The sequence below is a fragment of the Lactobacillus sp. B4005 genome (genome assembly GCF_026536045.1).
In the GTDB taxonomy this organism is placed as follows: domain Bacteria; phylum Bacillota; class Bacilli; order Lactobacillales; family Lactobacillaceae; genus Lactobacillus; species Lactobacillus panisapium.
In genome coordinates, this window is record NZ_JAFNOZ010000009.1 from 20,054 (window position 1) to 39,673 (window position 19,620).

Below are 19,620 nucleotides of genomic sequence, written 5' to 3' on the forward strand. Positions count from 1 at the left end.
TCAATTGCAACAGTGCTTGTTACCTCTTAATAATCTTTATTATATAAAAACGTAAGGAGCATTTTTTAAGTAATCAATAAATCTTTCTCAGCAACCGATTCTCTCTTTGATTGATTAGCCTAAAAAACATATCTTAAGTCAAAAACAATTGTACTACTTGGCTTATCTTTGTCAATAAGCAGTTAAGTTTGATTACGGCTGTATGCATATTTATTTAAATAATTTATCCCAACTTTTTCCCAAAGCGTTTTTGCTTTTTAAGGTAGGTGTAACCCAAATGCTCATAGAATTTGTGCGCACCGGTTCGTTCCTCCCCAGAACTTAGCCTAATTTCAGTAATACCAGTTTTTTGTGCAATGTGCTCAACCTCAGTCATTAACTTGGAACCAATTCCTTGATGCTGTGCCAGTGGGCTAACAGCTAACGCCAAAATATTATACATTGGGGCAAAATAAAGTTCCTCAAATAGTTCGACATGAATATAGCCAATTACCTTCTTAGATGTATCGTCAACATAAACGAGAATAAGGTGGTGCTCTTGATCAGCAAGTAGCCGTTTGAGATTGGCAGCCGTTTTGGCCACAGGATAATCGTACCCAAGCTGTTCTTGATTAATTTTTTGAATTTGTTCCGCGTCGCTTTCCTGTGCAGATCGAATCATCTTGTTTTCCTCCTAAGCTTATTTTTAATTACCAATATCATTACACCCAATTTACGTCCGGTATCAGCAAACTGTCAATAACATTAAGGAAAAAGAAAAGAAGCTTTAATAAGCTTCTTTGTTTCTTTACTTAAGATAAAAATCGTCAAAAACGGTTACTGGCAGCCGTCTCTTATGTTCACTTTTACGCCACAAGTCTTCAATTCGTTCTGCAGCTTCTTCCGAAACTTCACGCCCTTCAAGATAGTCATCAACATCTTGATAACGAACGCCCAGAGCCGTTTCATCTGGAAGAGCAGGTTGTTCTTCTTCCAAATCAGCAGTTGGTGCTTTCAGATACAAATGCTCAGGGCAATTTAATTCTTGCAGCATCTGTTTGCCTTGCCGTTTATCCAGACGGAACAATGGGGTTAAATCGGCTGCACCATCACCGTACTTAGTATAAAAGCCACTAAAATTCTCTGCAGCATGGTCAGTGCCAACGACTGCACCGTTGTTGGCACCAGCGATTGCGTATTGTACAACCATTCTTTCACGGGCCTTGATATTGCCCTTGTTAAAATCCGAAATTTTTTCGCCAGCAGCAGTTAAACTAGCAACCATAGCATCAACAGCAGGCTTGATGTTGACAATTAAATCTTGATCAGGCTGTTGAAAAGCAACCGCATCAGCGGCATCAGCAGCATCGGCTTGCACGCCATAGGGTAAGCGAACCGCAATAAATTGATAAGACTGATCTCCGTTTTCTTTCCGCATTTCGGTAATGGCCATTTGACACAGTTTACCGGTTAAAGTCGAGTCCTGACCACCAGAAATCCCCAATACGTAGGTTTTTAAAAATGGGTTAGCCTTTAAATAGTTTTTCAAAAAATCAACTGACCGTCTAATTTCCTTTTGTGGATCTATTTTAGGCAAGACGTGTTCATAAGCAATAATTTCTTTTTGTAATGGTCTCATCGAGTAGTTTCTCCTTTATTGATTTGACTACGAATGTCCTGAATCATATTCATCTTACTGTCATATAAATCCTGAGAAAGATCCACTGGGTATTCTTGCGGATTCAGACTTCGCTTGTATTCATCCCATAGACCATCTAAGTTAGCAGCACAGAACTTCTTAATATCAATTAATTTTGGTTTTTCGTATACTAATTTACCATTTACAAAAATATCGTGAAGCAGCGGCTGAGCCGTGTAATCTGTCACTATCTTATTAATGTAGTTATATTGCGGATGAAACATATAGAGCGAATCAAATTTCCGCGGGTCGACACCAGCACGGGCAATCCAGTCACCCTCATTTTTCTTTTCAGTATTAGCAGATATCCGCCAAACCTGTTTTTTACCTGGGGTGGAAACCTTAACCGCATTAGAAGAAATCTTTAATGTGTCACGCATTTGGTGCTGATCATTCTCAATTGAAACCAATTTATAAACTGCACCCAAAGCCGGCTGGTCGTAAGCTGTTATATACTTAGTACCAATTCCCCAAACGTCGATTTTAGCTCCCTGCATTTTTAAACTAGTAATTGTCGTTTCATCCAAGTCATTAGACGCATAAATCTTGGCATCAGGATAACCAGCGTTATCTAGTTCATGTCTTACCTGCTTAGAGATATAAGCCATGTCACCCGAATCAATCCTGACACCTTGGAAATTGATTTTATCCCCCATTTCATCGGCTACCCGAATTGCATTTGGAACGCCGCTTCTGACTGTGTCATAGGTGTCGACCAAAAAGACACAATCATGATGAGTTTCGGCATAGGCCTTAAAGGCTTCGTATTCGCTGCCAAAAGCCTCAACTAAAGAGTGCGCATGGGTTCCAGAAACAGGGATTCCAAATAACTTACCGGCACGAACATTGCTTGTTGAATCAAAACCGCCGATATAAGCCGCTCTTGTTCCCCATAATGCAGCATCTGTTTCCTGGGCTCTTCTCGTTCCAAATTCCATGACGCCATCGCCCTGAACAGCCAGCTTCACCCGCGCTGCCTTAGTTGCTAAAAGAATTTGGTAATTAATAATATTTAAAATTGCTGTTTCAACCAATTGACATTGTGCTAACGGGCCTTCCACTTGAATAAGTGGTTCATTAGCAAAAACAATTTCGCCTTCACTCATTGAGCGAACAGTTAGTTGCAATTTGAAATTACGTAAATAATCGATGAAGTCATCATCATAACCTACTTCATCTTTAAGATACTTCAAATCGCTTTCCTTAAAATGCAGGTTTTGGAGATATAAAATCACGTGCTCAAGACCGGCAAAAACCGAGTAGCCGTTGCCAAATGGCTCTTTGCGATAATAAGCTTCAAAAACGGCATTACGTTCGGAAATCCCTTTTTTAAAGTAGGTATACATCATATTAATTTCATACAAATCTGTATGTAAGGTCAAGGAATCATCTTGATCTAATTCTTGGTAAAACATTATGTCCTCTTAACTTATCTATAATAGTTTTGGTTTAATTATAAACATTTAAGCAAGTTTAAACAATTTAGTCACCTTTTATTAAGGACTGATAGACGGTAAGAATACTAGACAATTGTTTATTCAAAGAGAAGTTATCCGCAACATAAGCTTTTTCACAAAATGCCATCTGCTTAAGTTCTTCTTTAGGAGTATTAACTGCTGCTTGCAGTGCCGCCGTAATCGATGCCACATCGCCCGTGTTAGCGATGAAGCCATGGCGTTTGTCAGGTATCATCATTTCAATGTCACCCACATCAGTCGATAAAATAGGTAAAAGATTATCACTTGCTTCCAAAAGGACTAAGGGGAAACTTTCAGAATAAGAAGTTAGAACCGCAAGATCCATTCGCCGGTAGAGATGCTTCAACTGCTTATGAGTCATAAAGCCCTGAAAAGTTACCTGTGGACCCAACTCCAATTTTTGCGTTAACTCTTGCAAAGACCGTTTTTGGGTTCCATCACCTGCGATATACAAGTGAACATTGCCATTGTCGAGCTTCTTTAGTGCCTGCAAAAGCAATTCTTGCCCCTTTACTTTTTCTAAGCGGGCAACATTAACAATGTTAAAATGCGGGTGCTCATATTTAGCCGGAATGGCTGAATCATCATGGAAAAAAGTACCGTTATAAATTACATGCACTTTAGCGGCCGAAATGCCAGCTTTGGTAGTGATTAAGTCGGCAAATCTTTTGGTTATCGCAAAAATACAATCAGCTTTTTTGAGCGCACGAATATTTTGGCGGGTAAAGACTTTGCCTAAAAAACCTCGCCCCTTGAAGTCTAAATAGGGATCAGAATGGACGGTAACGCACCACTTCGCCGTGATTTTTCCCTTAATTAAAGCTAAATAGAGGTTAGCTCGCGGTCCATGAGTATGCACAATGTCAAAATTACCATGGTTGATAAAGTCGGATAAGCGGCGAAGACTGGTAAAATCATAGCGACTCTTTACCCCCAAAACATGATAATTTATTTTTGTTTCTTGAGCGGCCTTAGCAACTGGTCCATCCGCTAAGCATAACAATGTAAAATCCTTTTTTTCGATTTTGGCTTCTTTTAGTAAATTGATAATATGGGTCAACCCACCGCCAGATTCAAGACCAGCATTGACATGCAGAACTTTCATGTTTTATTTCTTTTCCTTTTTAGCTTGATGAACATCAAGCATAAATCTTGGCAACTTGCTCACACGCTTAAACCGCGATGGCTCTTTAAGCAAACGGTAAAACCATTCAAGATGAGCTCTTTGCCATAATTGTGGCGCACGTTTAGCCATACCCGAAAAGACATCGAAACTACCGCCAACTCCCATCATTAAGGCTGGGAGCAGATTACGGCGTAAAAGTGCTAATAACTGCTCTTGGCGTGGTGATCCTAACGCAGCAAATACTAAGTCAGGCTCAGCGCGTTCAATTTGGTAGGCTATTACTTCCAAATCTTCTTTGAAATAACCATCCTCCGCTCCGACTAGTTGAATATCAGTATATTCATGGGCTATTTTAGCTTGAATTGCATGGATAACGTTTGGCTTTGCTCCGATTAAGTAGACGCGAAGGCTACGGTCATTGGCTAGTTTCATTAACCAAGTAAATAAATCATAGCCAGTAACTCGTTCCTTTAACGGTGTACCCAGTATATTAGCAGCTTTAATAATTCCTATTCCATCAGGAGTAATATAGTCCGCATCATAGTTTAAAATTTTCATGAATTCAGGATTTTCGTTGGCTGCCAGCACAATCTCAGGATTAGCAGTAACCACAAATGTTGACTGGTGAACATTGATTCGCCCGATAAATTCGTTTTGAAATTGATGAAAACTTTTGTTATCAAAATCAACACCTAAAACATCTACTTTATCCATGATAATCTCCTCTCGTGGTTAATTAACTTTATTTTAGCAGACTATTAGTTAATACGGGATATGTTTTACCTTTTCTACAAATATGATAATATTAAATCGTCAAAGCAATAGGAGCACCAAATATGAAAAAAGTTATTACTTACGGCACATTTGATTTATTGCATTATGGTCATGTTCGTTTACTTAAGCGTGCACGTGAATTAGGTGATTACCTAATCGTTGGCCTTTCAACCGATGAATTTAATGAATTTCAAAAACACAAAGAATCATATAATAATTATGCTGAACGCAAGTTTATTCTTGAGGCTATTCGCTATGTAGACGAAGTGATTCCCGAAGAAGATTGGGACCAAAAGGTGACGGATATCACTAAGTATCATATTGATACTTTTGTTATGGGCAGTGACTGGCAAGGTAAATTCGATTTTCTGAAATCAGTTTGCGATGTCGTGTACCTGCCCCGCACTCCGGGAATTTCAACCACTAAAATCAAAAAGGACCTGAAATAAAAAGACTCTGAACTAGTTGATATTAACCAGTTCAGAGTTTTTTATTTGGAAAAAGTGAATTCAAAGCGATCGGCCACATAACTTGCACGCGTATATTCAAATGGCTGCCCTGTTGACAGCTCGGTTACCTGCAAACGTGTTATTAGGGCCTCGCCCTTTTTGGCATCAAGCAGCCGCGCAGAATTTTCGTTGGCTACAGCTGCCGAAATATGTTCAGTAACACGACCAATTTGATAACCATTCTTTTCAAGGGCCTGATACAAGTGCGAAGAAATGTCAGCCTTAGAAATTTTACTAATCAACTCTTGTGGGATGGTAACCACTTCATAGCAGATTGGAACATTATCAGCATAGCGAATTCGCTCCATCCGCAAAACCTCCTGGTCATCTTTTAAATTTAACCGTTCAGTTTCTGATAAAGATGGCTTACCAAAACGATAAGAAATCAACTTACTTGAAGGTGTCTGACCGTTAGCATGAGTAATATCAGTAAAAGACATAATCCCCGACATTTTCTCTTGGACTTTTTGATTTGCCACGTAAGTGCCGCTGCCAAGGCGTTGTTCTAAAATACCCTCATCTTCCAGCGTTTTAATAGCCTGGCGTAAGGTCATTCTTGAAACCCCAAACTTTAGTGCAAGTTGTCGTTCAGCCGGTATCCGGCTACCAACTTGATAAACGTGATTTTCAATTTCACGTTTAATCTGATTATGAATTTTTATATACATCGGCTCTTCCATTAGTACACCTCCAACGATAATTCTTATTATAATCCAAATTGGTCTACCTTGCACAAGCTTTATTAAATTTATTTTTTTAGCTTATTTTTTCTTAGTGGTCCACTTCATTCCTAAAAGACGAATATCAGCTTTTTGACCGCATTCAACTGTAATCGAAGAATCACTGCTAGCAATCACACTAGCACGCATTTGAGCTTGGTCTTTAACGGCTAGATCAGCACCGTTAGAATTTAAAATTAAATCGTGCCCTTCAAGAAGTGCATAATCACCTAATGCCAAGAAATATTGGTAATCAGCACCACCATTAAAAGTAGTGCGTCGCGCAGTACATTTAACGTGGTCTTGAAAATCGGCGTGATTAATAATAACTGAATTACTAAGCGTAATGACTGCGTCATTGACAGCAATTAAGCGATTAATCTGACAGTTTTGCACAATTACGTGCGGTTTTTGATCAAGATAAATGCCCCCATTAAAATTACTGCCAACAATGTTAACCCATGTTTCTTCCGTAATATACATGCAGGTATCATCAGTAGACAAAAGCTTGCTGTTAAGCATATTTAACCAAACCTGCCCTTGCAAGAGCATTGAATCAGCAATTGAATTGTTTAAATCGACCTCTGCATTTGTTTTAGTAAAGGTATCAATACTGCCGTAAACACGCGAGTTATTGATAATTGCCGTCCCGTGGCCCTCAATTGCTAGAGCACCAAATTCTTCAGAAACATGCTCAATTGAGGAATCATTCATTTCTAACCGAAAATCAGCATCAGCATAAATTGAAACAGAGCCATTTAAAATTACCGTTGAATATAACTCCAAGGTGGCCTTGCCATTAATAGCTACTGCCGCCGTATCCGTGCCAAAACCTTTAATAACGCAATTTCGCAGCGTTAAATATGTATTAGCTTCTGTCGGTACATATAAACTATTAGAATCATTGTTAGTGTTAATACATAAATTTTCTAAATTAACAAATTGACTGTCGGTGGCTAAGTTGACACAACCTAGAATTGTGGTGTCTTCTGGCAAACTGCCAGTGCCTTTAATCGTAATGTTGGAAAACAAGGTTTTTGCAGGTAATTCATAAAAACCTGGCTCCAGCAATAAAACGTCATCTGCACGTAAGTCCTTGAGGGCTTCATGCCAACTGATTTCGCCGCCTCCAGCACCAACGTTAACTAGTCTCGACATAAAATTCCCTTCTTATAAAAGTAAACTAGCCTTTATTGTACTATTTTTTAGACTAATTAGTTAAATGGTAAGTTTAATTGACGCAATTCACAGGAAAAACTTTAGAAAAATAAAAAGACAACCCAAAAGCTGCCTTTTTTCGATAATTTTTATTGGGTTAGCTGGATTCGAACCAGCGCATACTAGTACCAAAAACTAGTGCCTTACCGCTTGGCTATAACCCAGTGATAATGGAGGAGGGTGGATTCGAACCGCCGAACTCAGAGAGAGCGGTTTTACAGACCGCCGCGTTTAGCCACTTCGCTACTCCTCCGTTACGCACGTTAATTATCTTAACTAAAAACATGCGTAATTGCAAGCAAAAATTTGCGAAATTATTTACTTATTTTCTTCAACGTATTTTTTAATTCGGCGCAAGCCTTCATTGATCTGATCCATGCTGACAGCATAAGAAAAGCGAATATAGCCTTGGCCGCCCAAAGCAAAACTTGAGCCCGCAGTCACAGCAACGTGTGCTTTATCAACCAAATCATAGATAAATTTAGAATCGTCTTGTTCTAATCCTGCTGGAATTTTAGCAAAAATATAGAAAGCCCCTTGCGGTTTTGCACATTCAAAGCCAATATCGGTTAAGCCCTGGTACAAAACATCTCGCCGTTTTTGAAATTCACGCTTCATTGGTTCAGAATCATTCATACCATTTTTGAAGGCTTCCTCAGCAGCGTCCTGCATTGGCGTTGGCTCAGTAGTCACGATGGTTTGGTGAACCTTAGCAATTTGCTCCAAAATAGCCTGCGGTGCACAAACAATTCCGATTCGATACCCGGTCATTGCCCAAGCTTTGGACACACCGTTCATCAGAACTACCTGGTCATGCAGAGATTTTTCCATTGAAGCATGAGGCTGATCATAATTCAGTTCACTATATATTTCATCACATAAGGCAAAGATTGGTTTGTCCCGAATCACATCTGCGATGGCGTCAAGCTCTTCTTGGCTATACATTACCCCAGTCGGATTTGTCGGATAATTCATGACCAACATCCGTACTTTGTCACCGTATTCATCAAGAACTGCTTGCAACTTAGCTGGCGTTAACTTAAAACCATCTTTTGAAGTATCAATCGTAACGATTTTAGCACCATCATTTAAAATATTGACATCAGACATATAGAGCGGAAATATTGGAGTCGGAACCACCATAATGTCTCCCGGATTCAAGCAAGCGCAAACCGTATCAAAAATCGATTCCGTTACGCCATTTGTAACCAGCACTTCAGTTTCTGGGTCATACTTTTGCCCATATTTTTGCGCCAAAAAGTCTGCCGCCGCTTTGCGTAAGCCTATTGTTCCGTTTGACGGTGCATAATGGGAGTGATTTTCATCAATCCCTTTCTTGGCAGCATTTTTAATATGATCCGGTGTATTAAAATCAGGTTCGCCTAAGGTAAACTTGACTACATCAGGAATCTTGCTGGCATAATCCGAAAACTTCAAAATTGGATTCGAGGGTGCGTCTGCTAAGCCCTTTCTCGTGTACTTTATTAAATCAACCATTTTTTCACCAAACTTTCCTTTTCATTTTTGTTAATTATACATTTAATAAAAACTATTTTCTACCATATTTTTTTAATATCTAATTCATTTTAGTCACTTTAATTAATCATGTACTTATTTACAAAGGCTAATCAAGCCAATTACTCCCGGCACCCAGTAATAATTTACGGCAAAAAAAGACAGCTCAACTTAATGAACTGTCTTTCTTGGGTTGGGTGTTCGTAAGAACAATTGGGTTAGCTGGATTCGAACCAGCGCATACTAGTACCAAAAACTAGTGCCTTACCGCTTGGCTATAACCCAATGCAATTGAGCTTTTACTTGGCCGCTCAACATTTAATAGTATAGAAAAATGTCGTGCGCAAGTCAAGAGAAAAATTTATTTTTTCTGATTTGAGCTCACATGCGGTCGCATAAGCAAATATTGCATTTCCTTAATTAGTTAAAACAAAGTCCTATTTTGCCCTAATTAATTAGCGCAAATTTTTACGTGGCACAGTAACTAAAACTTTTAAACTAAGTTTAGTTCATAGGCATTTCTGAGCCCATCTTTTGTTTGATCGATGCGAATAACGCCGCGATATTTAAAGCCAGCAGATTTAATCAGCGCCTGCATCCGGAGATTAACTGCATGAGTGTCAATGCGGAAATTGGGTATTCCTAAAAACAGGCCACGAGAAATTAAGTTAGAAATAAATATTTGTCCTAAACGCTGTCCACGAAATTTAGCCGAAATCGCAATCCGGTGGATAGTGGCATACTGATCGGTTTCATTTTGCCACTCGCCGTCTATCGCAGCATAGCTAGGCTCAATACTAGTTTGCAAAACAGCAATACCAGCAACTGCTTGATCAACCATTAAACAATATGCCCGCTTTTTGACAATGTCATCCAGTAAAATTTGCTCATTCGGGCGACCATTTTGCCATTGCGGGATACCATCACTTTTCAGCAATTGCTTTGCTTCATTAATAATTGCCATTATTTGCGTTAAATCACTTTCTTGCGCTAATCGAATATAAATTGCCATGCATAAATCCTCACTTTAATAATAAGGTTAATTTTAGCGCAATTATTTCTTTTTAGCAGTAAAAAATAGGACAAAAAAGACAGCCTCTTGCAGCTGTCTCAAAACTAAAAATTATTTATTTAAGGTTTAAAACCAGTATTATACTTTTTATTCTTAGCAATATAAGTCGGTACGCTAATAAAATGCATTGAACAAATGTCATCAGTATGCGAGATGCTGAAACCATAGTAATTATAATCGCCATCGTGAAGCGAGCCTTGCGTATTAAACAAGTCGCCGGCATGTTCCCATTCCTGGTAATTACTGCGCTGCTTTCGTCCTTGCTCGCCACTGCCAGTATAGCCGAACATCATTTGCTTTAAGCCAAAATAGACGCTCTTTTTAAGTTCAGTCATTGTCATCGTATTATTTTGATTATAAAAGCCGGCCATGTCTTCAACGTAATTATCATTTAAATCTAGGCCATTGGCTTTACATGCACGAACGATGCCTGGGACATAATGACTATCGCGAATGGTCTTCTTATTTACCGCATATTCAGTCGCAATATCTTGAGCCAATTTGCGCGCACCAATACTATCGCGCCAAGGATCTAACCCCAAGTCATTGCGAGCCTGATTGATCAGACGCAGAGAAAAGGTCGTTAAAGTATCGGTTTGTTCCGGCGTAAGCTGGCTTAAATCAACGATAGTTTGATCATCGGCCTTGGTTTCACCGTTTTTAATCCGACTAAAATCATTAGTATCCATCCCGCTCATTGAGGCATCAATAAACTCCTTAGATGGATTCCCTTGATAAGCCTGAAGCAATTCAGCTCTGGTATAACCCGCTGGCAATTTCATTGTAGCTTGAACATTGACATTTGGCTTAATCGTTTTAATAACTTTAGCATCCTTAGCTAAAAGCCAATGTGAATTATTACCTATCTTATAAGCTGTTAGCTTCTTTTTACCAATCTTCTTTTTACTGCTATATGGGTATTGATACTTAGGACTGGCATAATAATTGGAATGCTTTCCAGAAAGCTTATAAAGCCGGACTTTTTTATTTTTCTTTGTTTTGACAAAACCTTTAACTGTAGCTGCTGAAACTGGTGTAGGTTCATACAGTACAAGCGCAGGAATAGTTGTCAAAAAAATAACATTAATAATGGCAATAGCTAATTTGCTTTTTTTCATTTATCTTCCCTCAAGAGTATTTACTGATTGGCTCTGATGGCTTTATATGTCATTCTAAATCTATTTAGAATTTAATGCCAATTAATTTTTCCACTCAAAATAACAAAATTAGACAATTCAACCGTTAAAGCAAATAAATTAGGTGTAGTGCCAGAAGCATTTGTTGGAATTTAATCATTACTTACAATACACCCTTTAACCATATTGGTCGATTAACAAGCTAATTATACGTGAAATTCATATCTGTCGGAGATAATATACTGTTCCCCAGCATGAACAACATTATTATGCTCATCTTCAATACAGACTTGCAAAAGAAGTAGCGGGAAGCCAATCGATTTCTTTAAAAATTTGGCTTCGCTCAAACTGGCTAGTGCAACACTAATAATCAAGTCGCGAGAATTCAACTTGGCAATTTGGTAGTTATCTTGCAAAATTTGGTACAAAGACTGACTTAGGTCTTCTTTTGCTAACCCAGCAAAACGTGGTAATGGGAAATAATTGCACTCCAACATAATTGGTTCGTCATTGACAGAGTGAACCCTTTCAATAAACAACGAATGCTTAGTTTCCAGAATTTTGCGTAACTTAGGTGGCGTTTCTACTTCCTTAACCTTGATTACCTCAACGCTTGCCTTAAAACCCTCTTTTTTGGCAATCTGAGAAAAACTTTCAGCTGCCGGTGAACTAATAATTCTTTTTACTTTTTGCGGTTTGCGGACAAACGTCCCAACTCCCTGAATTTTTTCGACTAAGCCGTCTTCAGCTAGTCCCTTAATTGCTTTACGCAAAGTAACCCGGCTAACTGCAAATTGTTCACTTAGCTCAAACTCATTTGGCAGTTTACTGTTAACGGGGTATTCACCAGTAATAATTTTTTGTCTGATTTTCTCCATTACCTGAGAATATAACGAACCTGTCTCTTTCAAAAGTCACCACTACCTATATCATTCTTTACTTTGCCCCAACGGCATTAGTTATCCAAAAACTTTTCTATCTATCCAGTTAATTTGTTTCTTTTTATTATGAACAGTATAAAACAAAATCAAATTAAAGTACGCTACAACTTTATGCGCAAATAGCTTTCATATTAACCTTAATAGCATAGAAACTAACAATTCAGCTATTAAACTAGCGAGCCATTCTTTCATTTTAACAGCTTGTTCCAGCAAAATTAGTAGGCGGTATGCTTTTAATTGCCGATAATCAAAAGTTATCCTACTAGTTAAAGTCATTTTACTATATCAGTTAAAATAAAATTTGTAATAAAAAAGGATTCTACTTTTCATAGGATCCTTTTCTAATCACTTAAAATTGCTCAATTAACTTAATTAATAAGTCAACTTCCACATATAGCGACGCTTAGTTAACGGATGTTTTCTTGCCTTAGCTAATTCTTCAGCAAAGACACGCATTACGCCGGTGTGAATCATTGGGTTGAAGTAGTCAATCACATTCTCACTAGCCACTTCATTTAAGCCATAATCTTTGGCATCAATATTAGTGATTTGTGCATCAAATCTTTGCAAGAAGGTCAATGCGCGGGCGTCTAAATGACGAGTTTTGCCATCATTCATGAATAACAAGTATGGTGCGTCTTTTTCTGTAAGTTCAAATGGTCCGTGGAAATATTCACCAGTATGAACTGTTGGGGCAGCAATCCACTGCATTTCCATGAATAAGAACGAAGCAGTTGAGTATGCTACACCAAGTGAAGCACCGCTACTCAAAACATAAATTGTTTTTTCGTCTCGGTATTTTTCACCAAATTCTTTTGCCATTGGTCCAACTGACTTAACCGCATTCTCAATCAAATCTGGCATCCCTTTGAATGCATCCAAAGCTTCATCGTAGAATTCATAGCCTTCAAATTCTTGCACAATCTCGACTGCCAAAGCCAAGCAATAGGTCATCTTTTCAGTTTTAGCAGCATAGTTTTCGTGGAAGCCGTGAACTACCTTATATTCAGTTTCCTTAATAATAGGTGAATCTTCTGCCATTGATAAAGTTACGACATGGGTACCAAGCTCTCTGGCCTTCTTAGTAGCAGCAACTGATTCCGGTGTAGTACCACCAAGTGATGCTGTGATGACAATGGTATTTTCACCAACACCCTTTGGCGTATCATAGTTAAATTCATTGGCAGTATAAATCGCAGACAATAACTTAGTGCTTTCATGAGAAATAAAGTAGTAGCCTGGATACAAATCAGCCATTGAAGCACCACAGCCAACAAACAAAACCCTGTCAATGTTAGGTTGCTTTGACTTGATATCACTAACAATTGCCTTAACTTTTTCAAAATCCATAATAATTTTTTCTCCTATCAATAAAATCAAATTTTAAATAACTGGTTACCAATATTTAGTTAAAAATTCCTAATACACTCAGCAAGATACCGCCGACAATACAGATCACCATAATCCAAGCGGTATTAACCTTTTTCTTGATTAGGTAAAACATGCCAAAGGTAAAGGCCAAGGACAGCATCTGTGGGAAAATCGAATCCAACGTCGTTTGTAAAACAAAAGTTTTACCAAATTTAATCGGCGTCGTAATCCCAATCATTGTGGCGATCATGGCCCCAATTACCATCAAACCAACCACATTCATCAATGACATAATGCGGTTAATCGTTCCGTTGCCAATCAGCTTTTGGATATTCTTCTTTCCTTGCAGATAGCCCCATTTGCCGCCCCAATAAGTAACAGCAGCGGACGGAATGATGGAAATTATCATTGCCAAGATTGGACCAAAGATATTGCCTTGCTGGGCCATATTAACTCCTAACCCAAAGGCAATAATCTTTATTGTTCCTTGGAAAAAGGAATCACCAATTCCTGACAATGGCCCCATCAATGAAGTCTTTACACTGTTGATTGACTCCGGATCAAAGGTATCAGGATTTTCAGCATATTCTTCTTCCATTGCCGAAGATAAACCTAAAACAAACGAGGTTAACTGCGGAGTACAGTTGAAGAATGCCATATGCCGGTGATAGGCCTCTTTCTTCTTCTGTAATTTTTCTGGGCTATCCGGTTTTTCACCATAAATCTCATCAATTGTTGGCGCCATGCCATACATAAAGCCCATGTTCATCTGCCGCTCATAGTTCCACGAAGTTTGAATGGCCCATGACCGCCAGAAGAATTGCCAAAATTTATGACGTAATTGCTTACTTGTGTGTTTTTGTTCAGCCATAATTTTTACTCCTATAATTCTTCCAAATCATCTAGGCTATCATCTTTGGCAGAAGAGCCAGAATCGTTATTACCATTATTATTCATAAACTTATTCAGGATAATTACTAAAATCACTGCAAAAATAGCAACACTGATTACCGACATCTTACCGTATGCCGCAATAAAGAAACCTAAGAATAAGTAAACAGCATTTTTCTTATCAATCATGGTTGACATTAGTAACGCAAATCCGTATGCTGGCAAAATTTTACTTGCTAAGGTCAAGCCGTTTGTCAACCAAGCAGGAATCATTTTTACCAATGCGGTAACTGCGTCGGTTCCTAGGTAGATTGCAAAAAAGATTGGAATGAAATAAAGCAAGCCATAAATAATTGGACCATAGACGATATGATAACTACGAGCTTTTCTAAATTTGCCATCATCAATTGCTTTTTCAACTAACGAGTTAAATGAAGAAAACAGCATTCTGACGACAATAGCAACCAATTGACCTAAAACCGCAACTGGCAAAGCCACAGTTAGTGCCGCTTGAGCACTTGTATGCGATAAAATCGCAAAAGCTGAGGCTACAACTGAGCCCAGAACCATGTCAGGGGGAACAGCGGCTCCAACAGCCACAATCCCCATTGATACTAATTGCAGTGTGGCACCAACCATTAGTCCTTTGGCAGGATCTCCTAATGCCAATCCCACTAGGGTACTGATGATTAATGGTTGTTCAAAATTTTCACGTCCAAGAAGTCTTGAGTCGAACATGGCAAAAACACCAATTAGTCCGACGATTAATGCTTTCCAAAACATTTTTCTAGCCTTTCTTTCTAAATAACATTATTTAGAAGCTCTTTATTAGATGAAGGAACCTGTTGCATTGAAATCTTTATTCCTTGATCACACATCTTTTTTGATAATTTAACCTCTTCAGGCGTCAAGTAAACAGCATTGCTAAAGCGCTTGGCATCAGGCTTTGCTGGAATTAAGCCATAGTTAATTTCTTCAACTGGTCCGAATTGATCAATAAATTTACTCAATTCAGTGACATTTTCAAAGATCAACATAATGTTATCTTTCAAGGCCTTGATTTGATCGATTTTAGCAATTGCAGCATCGACACTAAAAACGTTTAAGCGAACATCTTCTGGTTTAGCTAACTTTAACGACATTTTCTTAAAATCATCTTTAGCAGTGGCTGTGTCAATTACGATTACGCGCTCAATATTTGCAAACTTGGTCCACGAAAATATTACCTGTCCGTGCAATAAACGGTGATCAACCCTAATTACCTTTATCATAATAAATCTCCTTCATCATCATCTTCGCTCATTAACTTATTAACTGATAAAACTCCCTTCTGTCCTTCGGCAATTGCCTCCAAAATAGCATCTTCACTATCCTGCGCATTCACTGTGGTAACTAAAGTAATAATCAGAGGTAAATTCATGCCAGTCAAAAGCGTTAAGTTATGGTGATCTTTTAATAACTGGCTCATTTCATTATTAACAGATCCACCCAATACATCCGTCACAACAATAACTTTGTCCTCTTTAATTGCAGCAACAGATTGTCTGACTTCGGTAATAAAACCTTCGTCTTCGGAACCACTGCCATAAGCTTCATACGCCTCAAGATTGTCTTGCTTACCAGCAATCATCTCAACTGTATCCTTCATGCCTTTTGCAAGCTTGCCGTGACTAACTAAAATTATTTTCACTTCTTTTCACCCCTAATCAAAAATCAAATATTCTAAAATGTCTTTTCTAAAAGTATGATGTATTAACACGTATATCTAAATAATATTATAATGCCTAAATTCTGTAAAGCTTTTCTTTGAAAATAATTAAATTATTTTTGCATAATTATCATTTTAAAGCGGTGTCATTGCTTTTTAATGAGATTTTTAATTATTGATCAATCTTAAGGGTATTCTGCCAAAAGCTGCGCTCTTGTTAAGGGCTGCAGCAATTAGCAGCATTACTTATACTCTTCTTTCCACATATAGCGCCGAGTCAGATAACTTTCATGTGTTGTATATGATAGTTCCCTCATATAAACGTTATTTAAGATAGAAGAAAAAATTGAATGGTTAAAATATGGGGCAATCTTTTCTGGGAGATCATCTAGGCCAATTTCTTTACCATCTAATACGTATAATTTCTCCCCAGCAAATCTTTGTTCAAATCTTAAAGCACGTTCATCCTCTGGACGCGTTTTTCCAGTAGCGAGCAATTGAAAAATTGATTTTCCCTTATCGGTCACTTCAAATGGTCCATTGAAGTACTCGTAGCTGTGAATGGTGGGTGAATTCAACTGCAGCATTTCTTCTAAATTACAAATCGAGAAGATATAAGCAGCTCCATAGGCGGGCCCGCTAGCAATAACGTAGATTGTCCTTTGCTTTTTATTTAATTCTGCCCATTTTTTGGCTAAAGGAGTCGTGTATTCGACCGCCCTGCGGTAAATTGGATCTAAATCGGCAAAAGCCGCCATCGCAGCAGCATAATTATCATAGCCTTCAACTTCATTTAATACATTCATAGCAATACATAGACCAATACTGCTATTAACTCGTTCAATCCTACTTTCATCAAGTGCCAAACTCTCATACTTAATTTGGTAGTCAGAGTAGTCTAATAGTGCTGATTTTTCCACATATAAGGAGATTGTGGTTGCGCCCGCATTTTGTGCAATTTGGGAAGCAGCAATTGTTTCCTTAGTACCTCTCATTGAACACAAAACTACTAAGGTGTTTTGGTCCAGATTTTTCGGGGCTGCATAAATAAATTCACCACTGGTATACATTGCGGTAAAAATGTTTTTTGCTTCTTGTTGCAAAAAATAATTAGCTGCATAAAAGCCACCAAATGAGCCACCAGCTCCTACCCACAAAATTTGTTTAATCTTGCCGTGCTTTGCTATCTTTGCTATCGCCTGCTTGACTACCTTTTTCACTTCTTCTTCTATTTTCATCTTTTCCTCCCTTCAAATGATACCTGTATCTTTTAATTATCATAATAAAGCGCTTTATTTAAAAAGTAAAGGCCAAAAATATAATACATGTATTTATTTTTAACAAATAAAAACTAACACCTGTGCTTAAGTAAACATCTTTTGCTATAATATTAATAAACTAATTAAGGTATAGGCAGATTTATGTTAGAAAAAGAAGAAGGACATACGCCCCTTTATATTCATTTAGCGGATATTATCAAAAAACGCATTGATGACAAAAAGTATCGAGAAGGTCACGCCATCCCCTCAGAAATGACTTTGCAAGAGGAATTCAAATTAAGCAGGACTACTGTGCGTAAAGCTTTAAAACTATTGTCTGATCAAAATATTTTGATTAAATTACCGGGAAAAGGAACTTATGTTTCAGATCAGGGTAACGAGGTCAAAACACAGAATCATCATTTTTCTAGTCTCACTGATAGCGTAAAAAAAGCCGGAAAGACGATGTCTACTCGGCTAATTAGCGTTCAGGAAGTCCCAGGTCAACCTGAGCAAAGAAGTTTTTTGCAACTACAAGACGATGAGCAATTAATTGAAATTAAACGGTTAAGATACATTGATGAGATGCCTTTCTGCGTTGAGTGGATTTGGCTGCCACCTAAATTTGCCGGGATTGAAAAGGCTGATCTTGATTCGCCGTTATACCAACTATTGAAAAAGAACTTCATGGTATCTCCAAGCACAGGCAAAAAAACTTTTAAAATTACTTTTGCCACTAGAGAAGAATCTTTCTTATTAAACGTAGACGAAAAAACAGCCTTAATGCAAATTAAAGACTTTGTGTATGATAACCACAACTTGCCAATGCACATTTCGCAACAAGTTTTGCGCAGTGACAAGTTCACTTATGCCATTGATCATTAAAATTAACTACCAAAAAAGGGCCTAGTCGAATTGACTAGACCCTTTTTACTTATTAAGTTGTTATTTATATTTATTATCTATTTCAGGCGATTAGTACCAGCCATTTGCTTGCCAAAAGGCCTTAGCAGCTGACCATGAACCATACCGGTTAGCAACGTAACTGTTGGCAACACGTTCTTGGTTTGCAGCAGAGTAGTCACCGTTAAGGTATGAAGCTGAAAGTTGGTATTTACCAATGTATTGGCCGTTTTGAGCACTGTATGAGCCGCCTGATTCACGATTTGCAATCCATGCCTTAGCAGAAGATTCAGAATCAGAACCACCAGCATAATTTTGAGTAGTAGCATTGTAAGAAACATTTGTGCTAGCTGTATTTGCAGCACTGTTATCAGCAACTACTGCTTCTTGATTAGAAGCGTTTTCTGGGTAATAACCTTTGTTAACATACTCAGCTTTTACCCATTGATTCTTACCCAAGTCATACCACTTGTGACCATTTTTATCATAAGCAGTTTTAATAACTTTCCATGAAGAATTACTTGGTAAAATTTGCCCAGTAGCTTCAGGAGTCTTATAGCTGTTCCAAACGCGGATTGAGTTACCATCAACATAGTTAACAGTCACGACTTCTGCATCATTTTCTACTGTTGCAGCGTGAACAGTTTCCTGATTTTCACTGTTCATTGCAACTACACCAGTAATGGATACAGCTGCTACTGCCGCCGTTTTAGCTAAGATAGATTTTACCTTCAAAAAATATCTCTCCTTAATAAAAAAACCCTATCTTTTTTTCTATATCAAACTAACAAGTAAAGTCCTTACTAATCAATTTGACTGTATACATACTACAGCGTAAAAATTTCAGAACCATAACAAAGTGATCACTCGATTTTTAAGAAAAAGTTACTTAGTAAAAATTGCTTGTCATATTTGTAACATATTTATTACAACAAACAGCATTTAATAATTCCCTATCATAGCAACTAATTACACTAACTTTGCTAAATACAAGAACGTCCGTTTGTACCAAGCAAATGGTCTAGACGAATTAGTAATTTGCAACAAAAATGAAAAACTTCTAGTCCGGCTTTTCATTCCTTGATCCAAAATGCTATAGTTAAATTATATTTTGGAGAAAGGAAACTAATTATGAGTAAATATACTGTTGAATTAGACGAAAAAGACATTCAAATGATTAAGGATTGTCACTTAAAGAACCCATCAATCATGAAGGCATTAGCAAATGCTAAAAAAATTGCAGATTAAGTTCTCTTAATTTGATGCAGTAAAGCTTCTCATATAAAGAAGCTTTTTTCTTTACCCAAATATTGTCTGAAATG

The 19,620-nt window shown here is 37.8% G+C and carries 20 protein-coding genes and 3 tRNA genes; 2 read left to right on the forward strand and 21 right to left on the reverse strand.

Features of this window, described 5'->3' with window-relative positions; genetic code table 11:
• Nucleotides 1–223: 223 nt before the first annotated feature.
• The 5 genes from J3U73_RS10400 to J3U73_RS10420 form a co-directional block, all read right to left on the reverse strand.
• Nucleotides 224–661: a GNAT family N-acetyltransferase gene (locus J3U73_RS10400; protein WP_267410392.1), complete on the reverse strand. Its 438-nt coding sequence runs from the start codon at nt 659–661 to the stop codon at nt 224–226.
• Between the two features lie 126 nt (nt 662–787).
• On the reverse strand, nt 788–1,618 hold the full coding sequence (gene nadE, locus J3U73_RS10405; protein WP_267410393.1) for an ammonia-dependent NAD(+) synthetase: 831 nt from the start codon (nt 1,616–1,618) through the stop codon (nt 788–790).
• Nucleotides 1,615–3,093, reverse strand: a complete 1,479-nt coding sequence (locus tag J3U73_RS10410) for a nicotinate phosphoribosyltransferase (RefSeq protein ID WP_220269224.1) — start codon at nt 3,091–3,093, stop codon at nt 1,615–1,617. The genes nadE and J3U73_RS10410 overlap by 4 nt, the downstream gene beginning before the upstream one ends.
• A gap of 67 nt (nt 3,094–3,160) precedes the next feature.
• Nucleotides 3,161–4,261, reverse strand: a complete 1,101-nt coding sequence (locus J3U73_RS10415; RefSeq protein ID WP_267410394.1) for a glycosyltransferase — start codon at nt 4,259–4,261, stop codon at nt 3,161–3,163.
• A 3-nt stretch (nt 4,262–4,264) separates the two neighbouring features.
• Nucleotides 4,265–4,996, reverse strand: coding sequence for a WecB/TagA/CpsF family glycosyltransferase (locus J3U73_RS10420; protein WP_267410395.1), 732 nt, complete (start codon nt 4,994–4,996; stop codon nt 4,265–4,267).
• Nucleotides 4,997–5,118: 122 nt separating this feature from the next.
• Between J3U73_RS10420 and tagD the strand changes: the two genes are divergently transcribed.
• Nucleotides 5,119–5,505 (forward strand): glycerol-3-phosphate cytidylyltransferase, encoded by a 387-nt coding sequence (tagD, locus tag J3U73_RS10425; protein ID WP_103753073.1) that lies wholly within the window; start codon nt 5,119–5,121, stop codon nt 5,503–5,505.
• Between the two features lie 41 nt (nt 5,506–5,546).
• Here the strand turns inward: tagD and J3U73_RS10430 are convergent, their stop codons facing one another.
• From J3U73_RS10430 to J3U73_RS10500, 15 genes are all read right to left on the reverse strand, one after another.
• The gene (locus J3U73_RS10430) at nt 5,547–6,245 is read right to left on the reverse strand and encodes a GntR family transcriptional regulator (protein WP_103753074.1); all 699 of its coding nucleotides are present in this window, start codon (nt 6,243–6,245) and stop codon (nt 5,547–5,549) included.
• 81 nt (nt 6,246–6,326) lie between these two features.
• On the reverse strand, nt 6,327–7,442 hold the full coding sequence (locus J3U73_RS10435) for a hypothetical protein (RefSeq protein WP_220269220.1): 1,116 nt from the start codon (nt 7,440–7,442) through the stop codon (nt 6,327–6,329).
• A 152-nt stretch (nt 7,443–7,594) separates the two neighbouring features.
• Nucleotides 7,595–7,666: transfer RNA gene (locus J3U73_RS10440), tRNA-Gln, on the reverse strand.
• Between the two features lie 7 nt (nt 7,667–7,673).
• A tRNA-Tyr gene (locus J3U73_RS10445) sits at nt 7,674–7,755 on the reverse strand.
• Between the two features lie 65 nt (nt 7,756–7,820).
• Complete coding sequence (locus tag J3U73_RS10450) at nt 7,821–8,999, reverse strand: aminotransferase class I/II-fold pyridoxal phosphate-dependent enzyme (protein WP_267410396.1); 1,179 nt, start codon at nt 8,997–8,999, stop codon at nt 7,821–7,823.
• A gap of 231 nt (nt 9,000–9,230) precedes the next feature.
• Nucleotides 9,231–9,302, reverse strand: a tRNA-Gln gene (locus J3U73_RS10455).
• 208 nt (nt 9,303–9,510) lie between these two features.
• Nucleotides 9,511–10,029 carry a GNAT family N-acetyltransferase gene (locus tag J3U73_RS10460; RefSeq protein ID WP_267410397.1) on the reverse strand — a complete coding sequence of 173 codons (519 nt, stop codon included), beginning with the start codon at nt 10,027–10,029 and terminating at the stop codon, nt 9,511–9,513.
• A gap of 119 nt (nt 10,030–10,148) precedes the next feature.
• Nucleotides 10,149–11,207, reverse strand: coding sequence for an SEC10/PgrA surface exclusion domain-containing protein (locus J3U73_RS10465; protein WP_267410398.1), 1,059 nt, complete (start codon nt 11,205–11,207; stop codon nt 10,149–10,151).
• A gap of 224 nt (nt 11,208–11,431) precedes the next feature.
• Entirely contained in the window at nt 11,432–12,136 is a 705-nt protein-coding gene (locus J3U73_RS10470; protein WP_220232803.1) for a GntR family transcriptional regulator, read from the reverse strand.
• Between the two features lie 402 nt (nt 12,137–12,538).
• Complete coding sequence (locus tag J3U73_RS10475) at nt 12,539–13,516, reverse strand: SIS domain-containing protein (protein WP_220220787.1); 978 nt, start codon at nt 13,514–13,516, stop codon at nt 12,539–12,541.
• A 55-nt stretch (nt 13,517–13,571) separates the two neighbouring features.
• Complete coding sequence (locus tag J3U73_RS10480; RefSeq protein WP_103753081.1) at nt 13,572–14,408, reverse strand: PTS system mannose/fructose/sorbose family transporter subunit IID; 837 nt, start codon at nt 14,406–14,408, stop codon at nt 13,572–13,574.
• An 11-nt stretch (nt 14,409–14,419) separates the two neighbouring features.
• Nucleotides 14,420–15,211: a PTS mannose/fructose/sorbose/N-acetylgalactosamine transporter subunit IIC gene (locus tag J3U73_RS10485; RefSeq protein WP_220220785.1), complete on the reverse strand. Its 792-nt coding sequence runs from the start codon at nt 15,209–15,211 to the stop codon at nt 14,420–14,422.
• A gap of 17 nt (nt 15,212–15,228) precedes the next feature.
• The gene (locus J3U73_RS10490; RefSeq protein WP_103753083.1) at nt 15,229–15,699 is read right to left on the reverse strand and encodes a PTS sugar transporter subunit IIB; all 471 of its coding nucleotides are present in this window, start codon (nt 15,697–15,699) and stop codon (nt 15,229–15,231) included.
• Nucleotides 15,696–16,118 carry a PTS sugar transporter subunit IIA gene (locus J3U73_RS10495; protein WP_267410399.1) on the reverse strand — a complete coding sequence of 141 codons (423 nt, stop codon included), beginning with the start codon at nt 16,116–16,118 and terminating at the stop codon, nt 15,696–15,698. The genes J3U73_RS10490 and J3U73_RS10495 overlap by 4 nt, the downstream gene beginning before the upstream one ends.
• Nucleotides 16,119–16,378: 260 nt before the next feature.
• Entirely contained in the window at nt 16,379–17,374 is a 996-nt protein-coding gene (locus tag J3U73_RS10500; protein WP_267410400.1) for a sugar isomerase, read from the reverse strand.
• Between the two features lie 183 nt (nt 17,375–17,557).
• On the opposite strand from J3U73_RS10500, the gene J3U73_RS10505 reads away from it, so the two are divergent.
• Nucleotides 17,558–18,280 carry a GntR family transcriptional regulator gene (locus J3U73_RS10505; RefSeq protein ID WP_267410401.1) on the forward strand — a complete coding sequence of 241 codons (723 nt, stop codon included), beginning with the start codon at nt 17,558–17,560 and terminating at the stop codon, nt 18,278–18,280.
• Nucleotides 18,281–18,370: 90 nt separating this feature from the next.
• On the opposite strand, the gene J3U73_RS10510 is transcribed toward J3U73_RS10505, so the two are convergent.
• The gene (locus J3U73_RS10510) at nt 18,371–19,033 is read right to left on the reverse strand and encodes an SLAP domain-containing protein (protein ID WP_220269213.1); all 663 of its coding nucleotides are present in this window, start codon (nt 19,031–19,033) and stop codon (nt 18,371–18,373) included.
• Between the last annotated feature and the right edge of the window lie 587 nt (nt 19,034–19,620).

Excerpts from the sequence above, each read along its gene's own strand:
- J3U73_RS10490 (WP_103753083.1), bottom strand. The coding sequence starts at position 15,699 with ATGATAAAGGTAATTAGGGTTGATCACCGTTTATTGCACGGACAGGTA.
- J3U73_RS10435 (WP_220269220.1), bottom strand. The coding sequence starts at position 7,442 with ATGTCGAGACTAGTTAACGTTGGTGCTGGAGGCGGCGAAATCAGTTGG.
- J3U73_RS10460 (WP_267410397.1), bottom strand. The coding sequence starts at position 10,029 with ATGGCAATTTATATTCGATTAGCGCAAGAAAGTGATTTAACGCAAATA.
- tagD (WP_103753073.1), top strand. The coding sequence starts at position 5,119 with ATGAAAAAAGTTATTACTTACGGCACATTTGATTTATTGCATTATGGT.
- J3U73_RS10465 (WP_267410398.1), bottom strand. The coding sequence starts at position 11,207 with ATGAAAAAAAGCAAATTAGCTATTGCCATTATTAATGTTATTTTTTTG.
- J3U73_RS10475 (WP_220220787.1), bottom strand. The coding sequence starts at position 13,516 with ATGGATTTTGAAAAAGTTAAGGCAATTGTTAGTGATATCAAGTCAAAG.
- nadE (WP_267410393.1), bottom strand. The coding sequence starts at position 1,618 with ATGAGACCATTACAAAAAGAAATTATTGCTTATGAACACGTCTTGCCT.
- J3U73_RS10480 (WP_103753081.1), bottom strand. The coding sequence starts at position 14,408 with ATGGCTGAACAAAAACACACAAGTAAGCAATTACGTCATAAATTTTGG.
- J3U73_RS10430 (WP_103753074.1), bottom strand. The coding sequence starts at position 6,245 with ATGGAAGAGCCGATGTATATAAAAATTCATAATCAGATTAAACGTGAA.
- J3U73_RS10450 (WP_267410396.1), bottom strand. The coding sequence starts at position 8,999 with ATGGTTGATTTAATAAAGTACACGAGAAAGGGCTTAGCAGACGCACCC.
- J3U73_RS10485 (WP_220220785.1), bottom strand. The coding sequence starts at position 15,211 with ATGTTTTGGAAAGCATTAATCGTCGGACTAATTGGTGTTTTTGCCATG.
- J3U73_RS10400 (WP_267410392.1), bottom strand. The coding sequence starts at position 661 with ATGATTCGATCTGCACAGGAAAGCGACGCGGAACAAATTCAAAAAATT.
- J3U73_RS10410 (WP_220269224.1), bottom strand. The coding sequence starts at position 3,093 with ATGTTTTACCAAGAATTAGATCAAGATGATTCCTTGACCTTACATACA.
- J3U73_RS10500 (WP_267410400.1), bottom strand. The coding sequence starts at position 17,374 with ATGAAAATAGAAGAAGAAGTGAAAAAGGTAGTCAAGCAGGCGATAGCA.
- J3U73_RS10420 (WP_267410395.1), bottom strand. The coding sequence starts at position 4,996 with ATGGATAAAGTAGATGTTTTAGGTGTTGATTTTGATAACAAAAGTTTT.
- J3U73_RS10415 (WP_267410394.1), bottom strand. The coding sequence starts at position 4,261 with ATGAAAGTTCTGCATGTCAATGCTGGTCTTGAATCTGGCGGTGGGTTG.
- J3U73_RS10505 (WP_267410401.1), top strand. The coding sequence starts at position 17,558 with ATGTTAGAAAAAGAAGAAGGACATACGCCCCTTTATATTCATTTAGCG.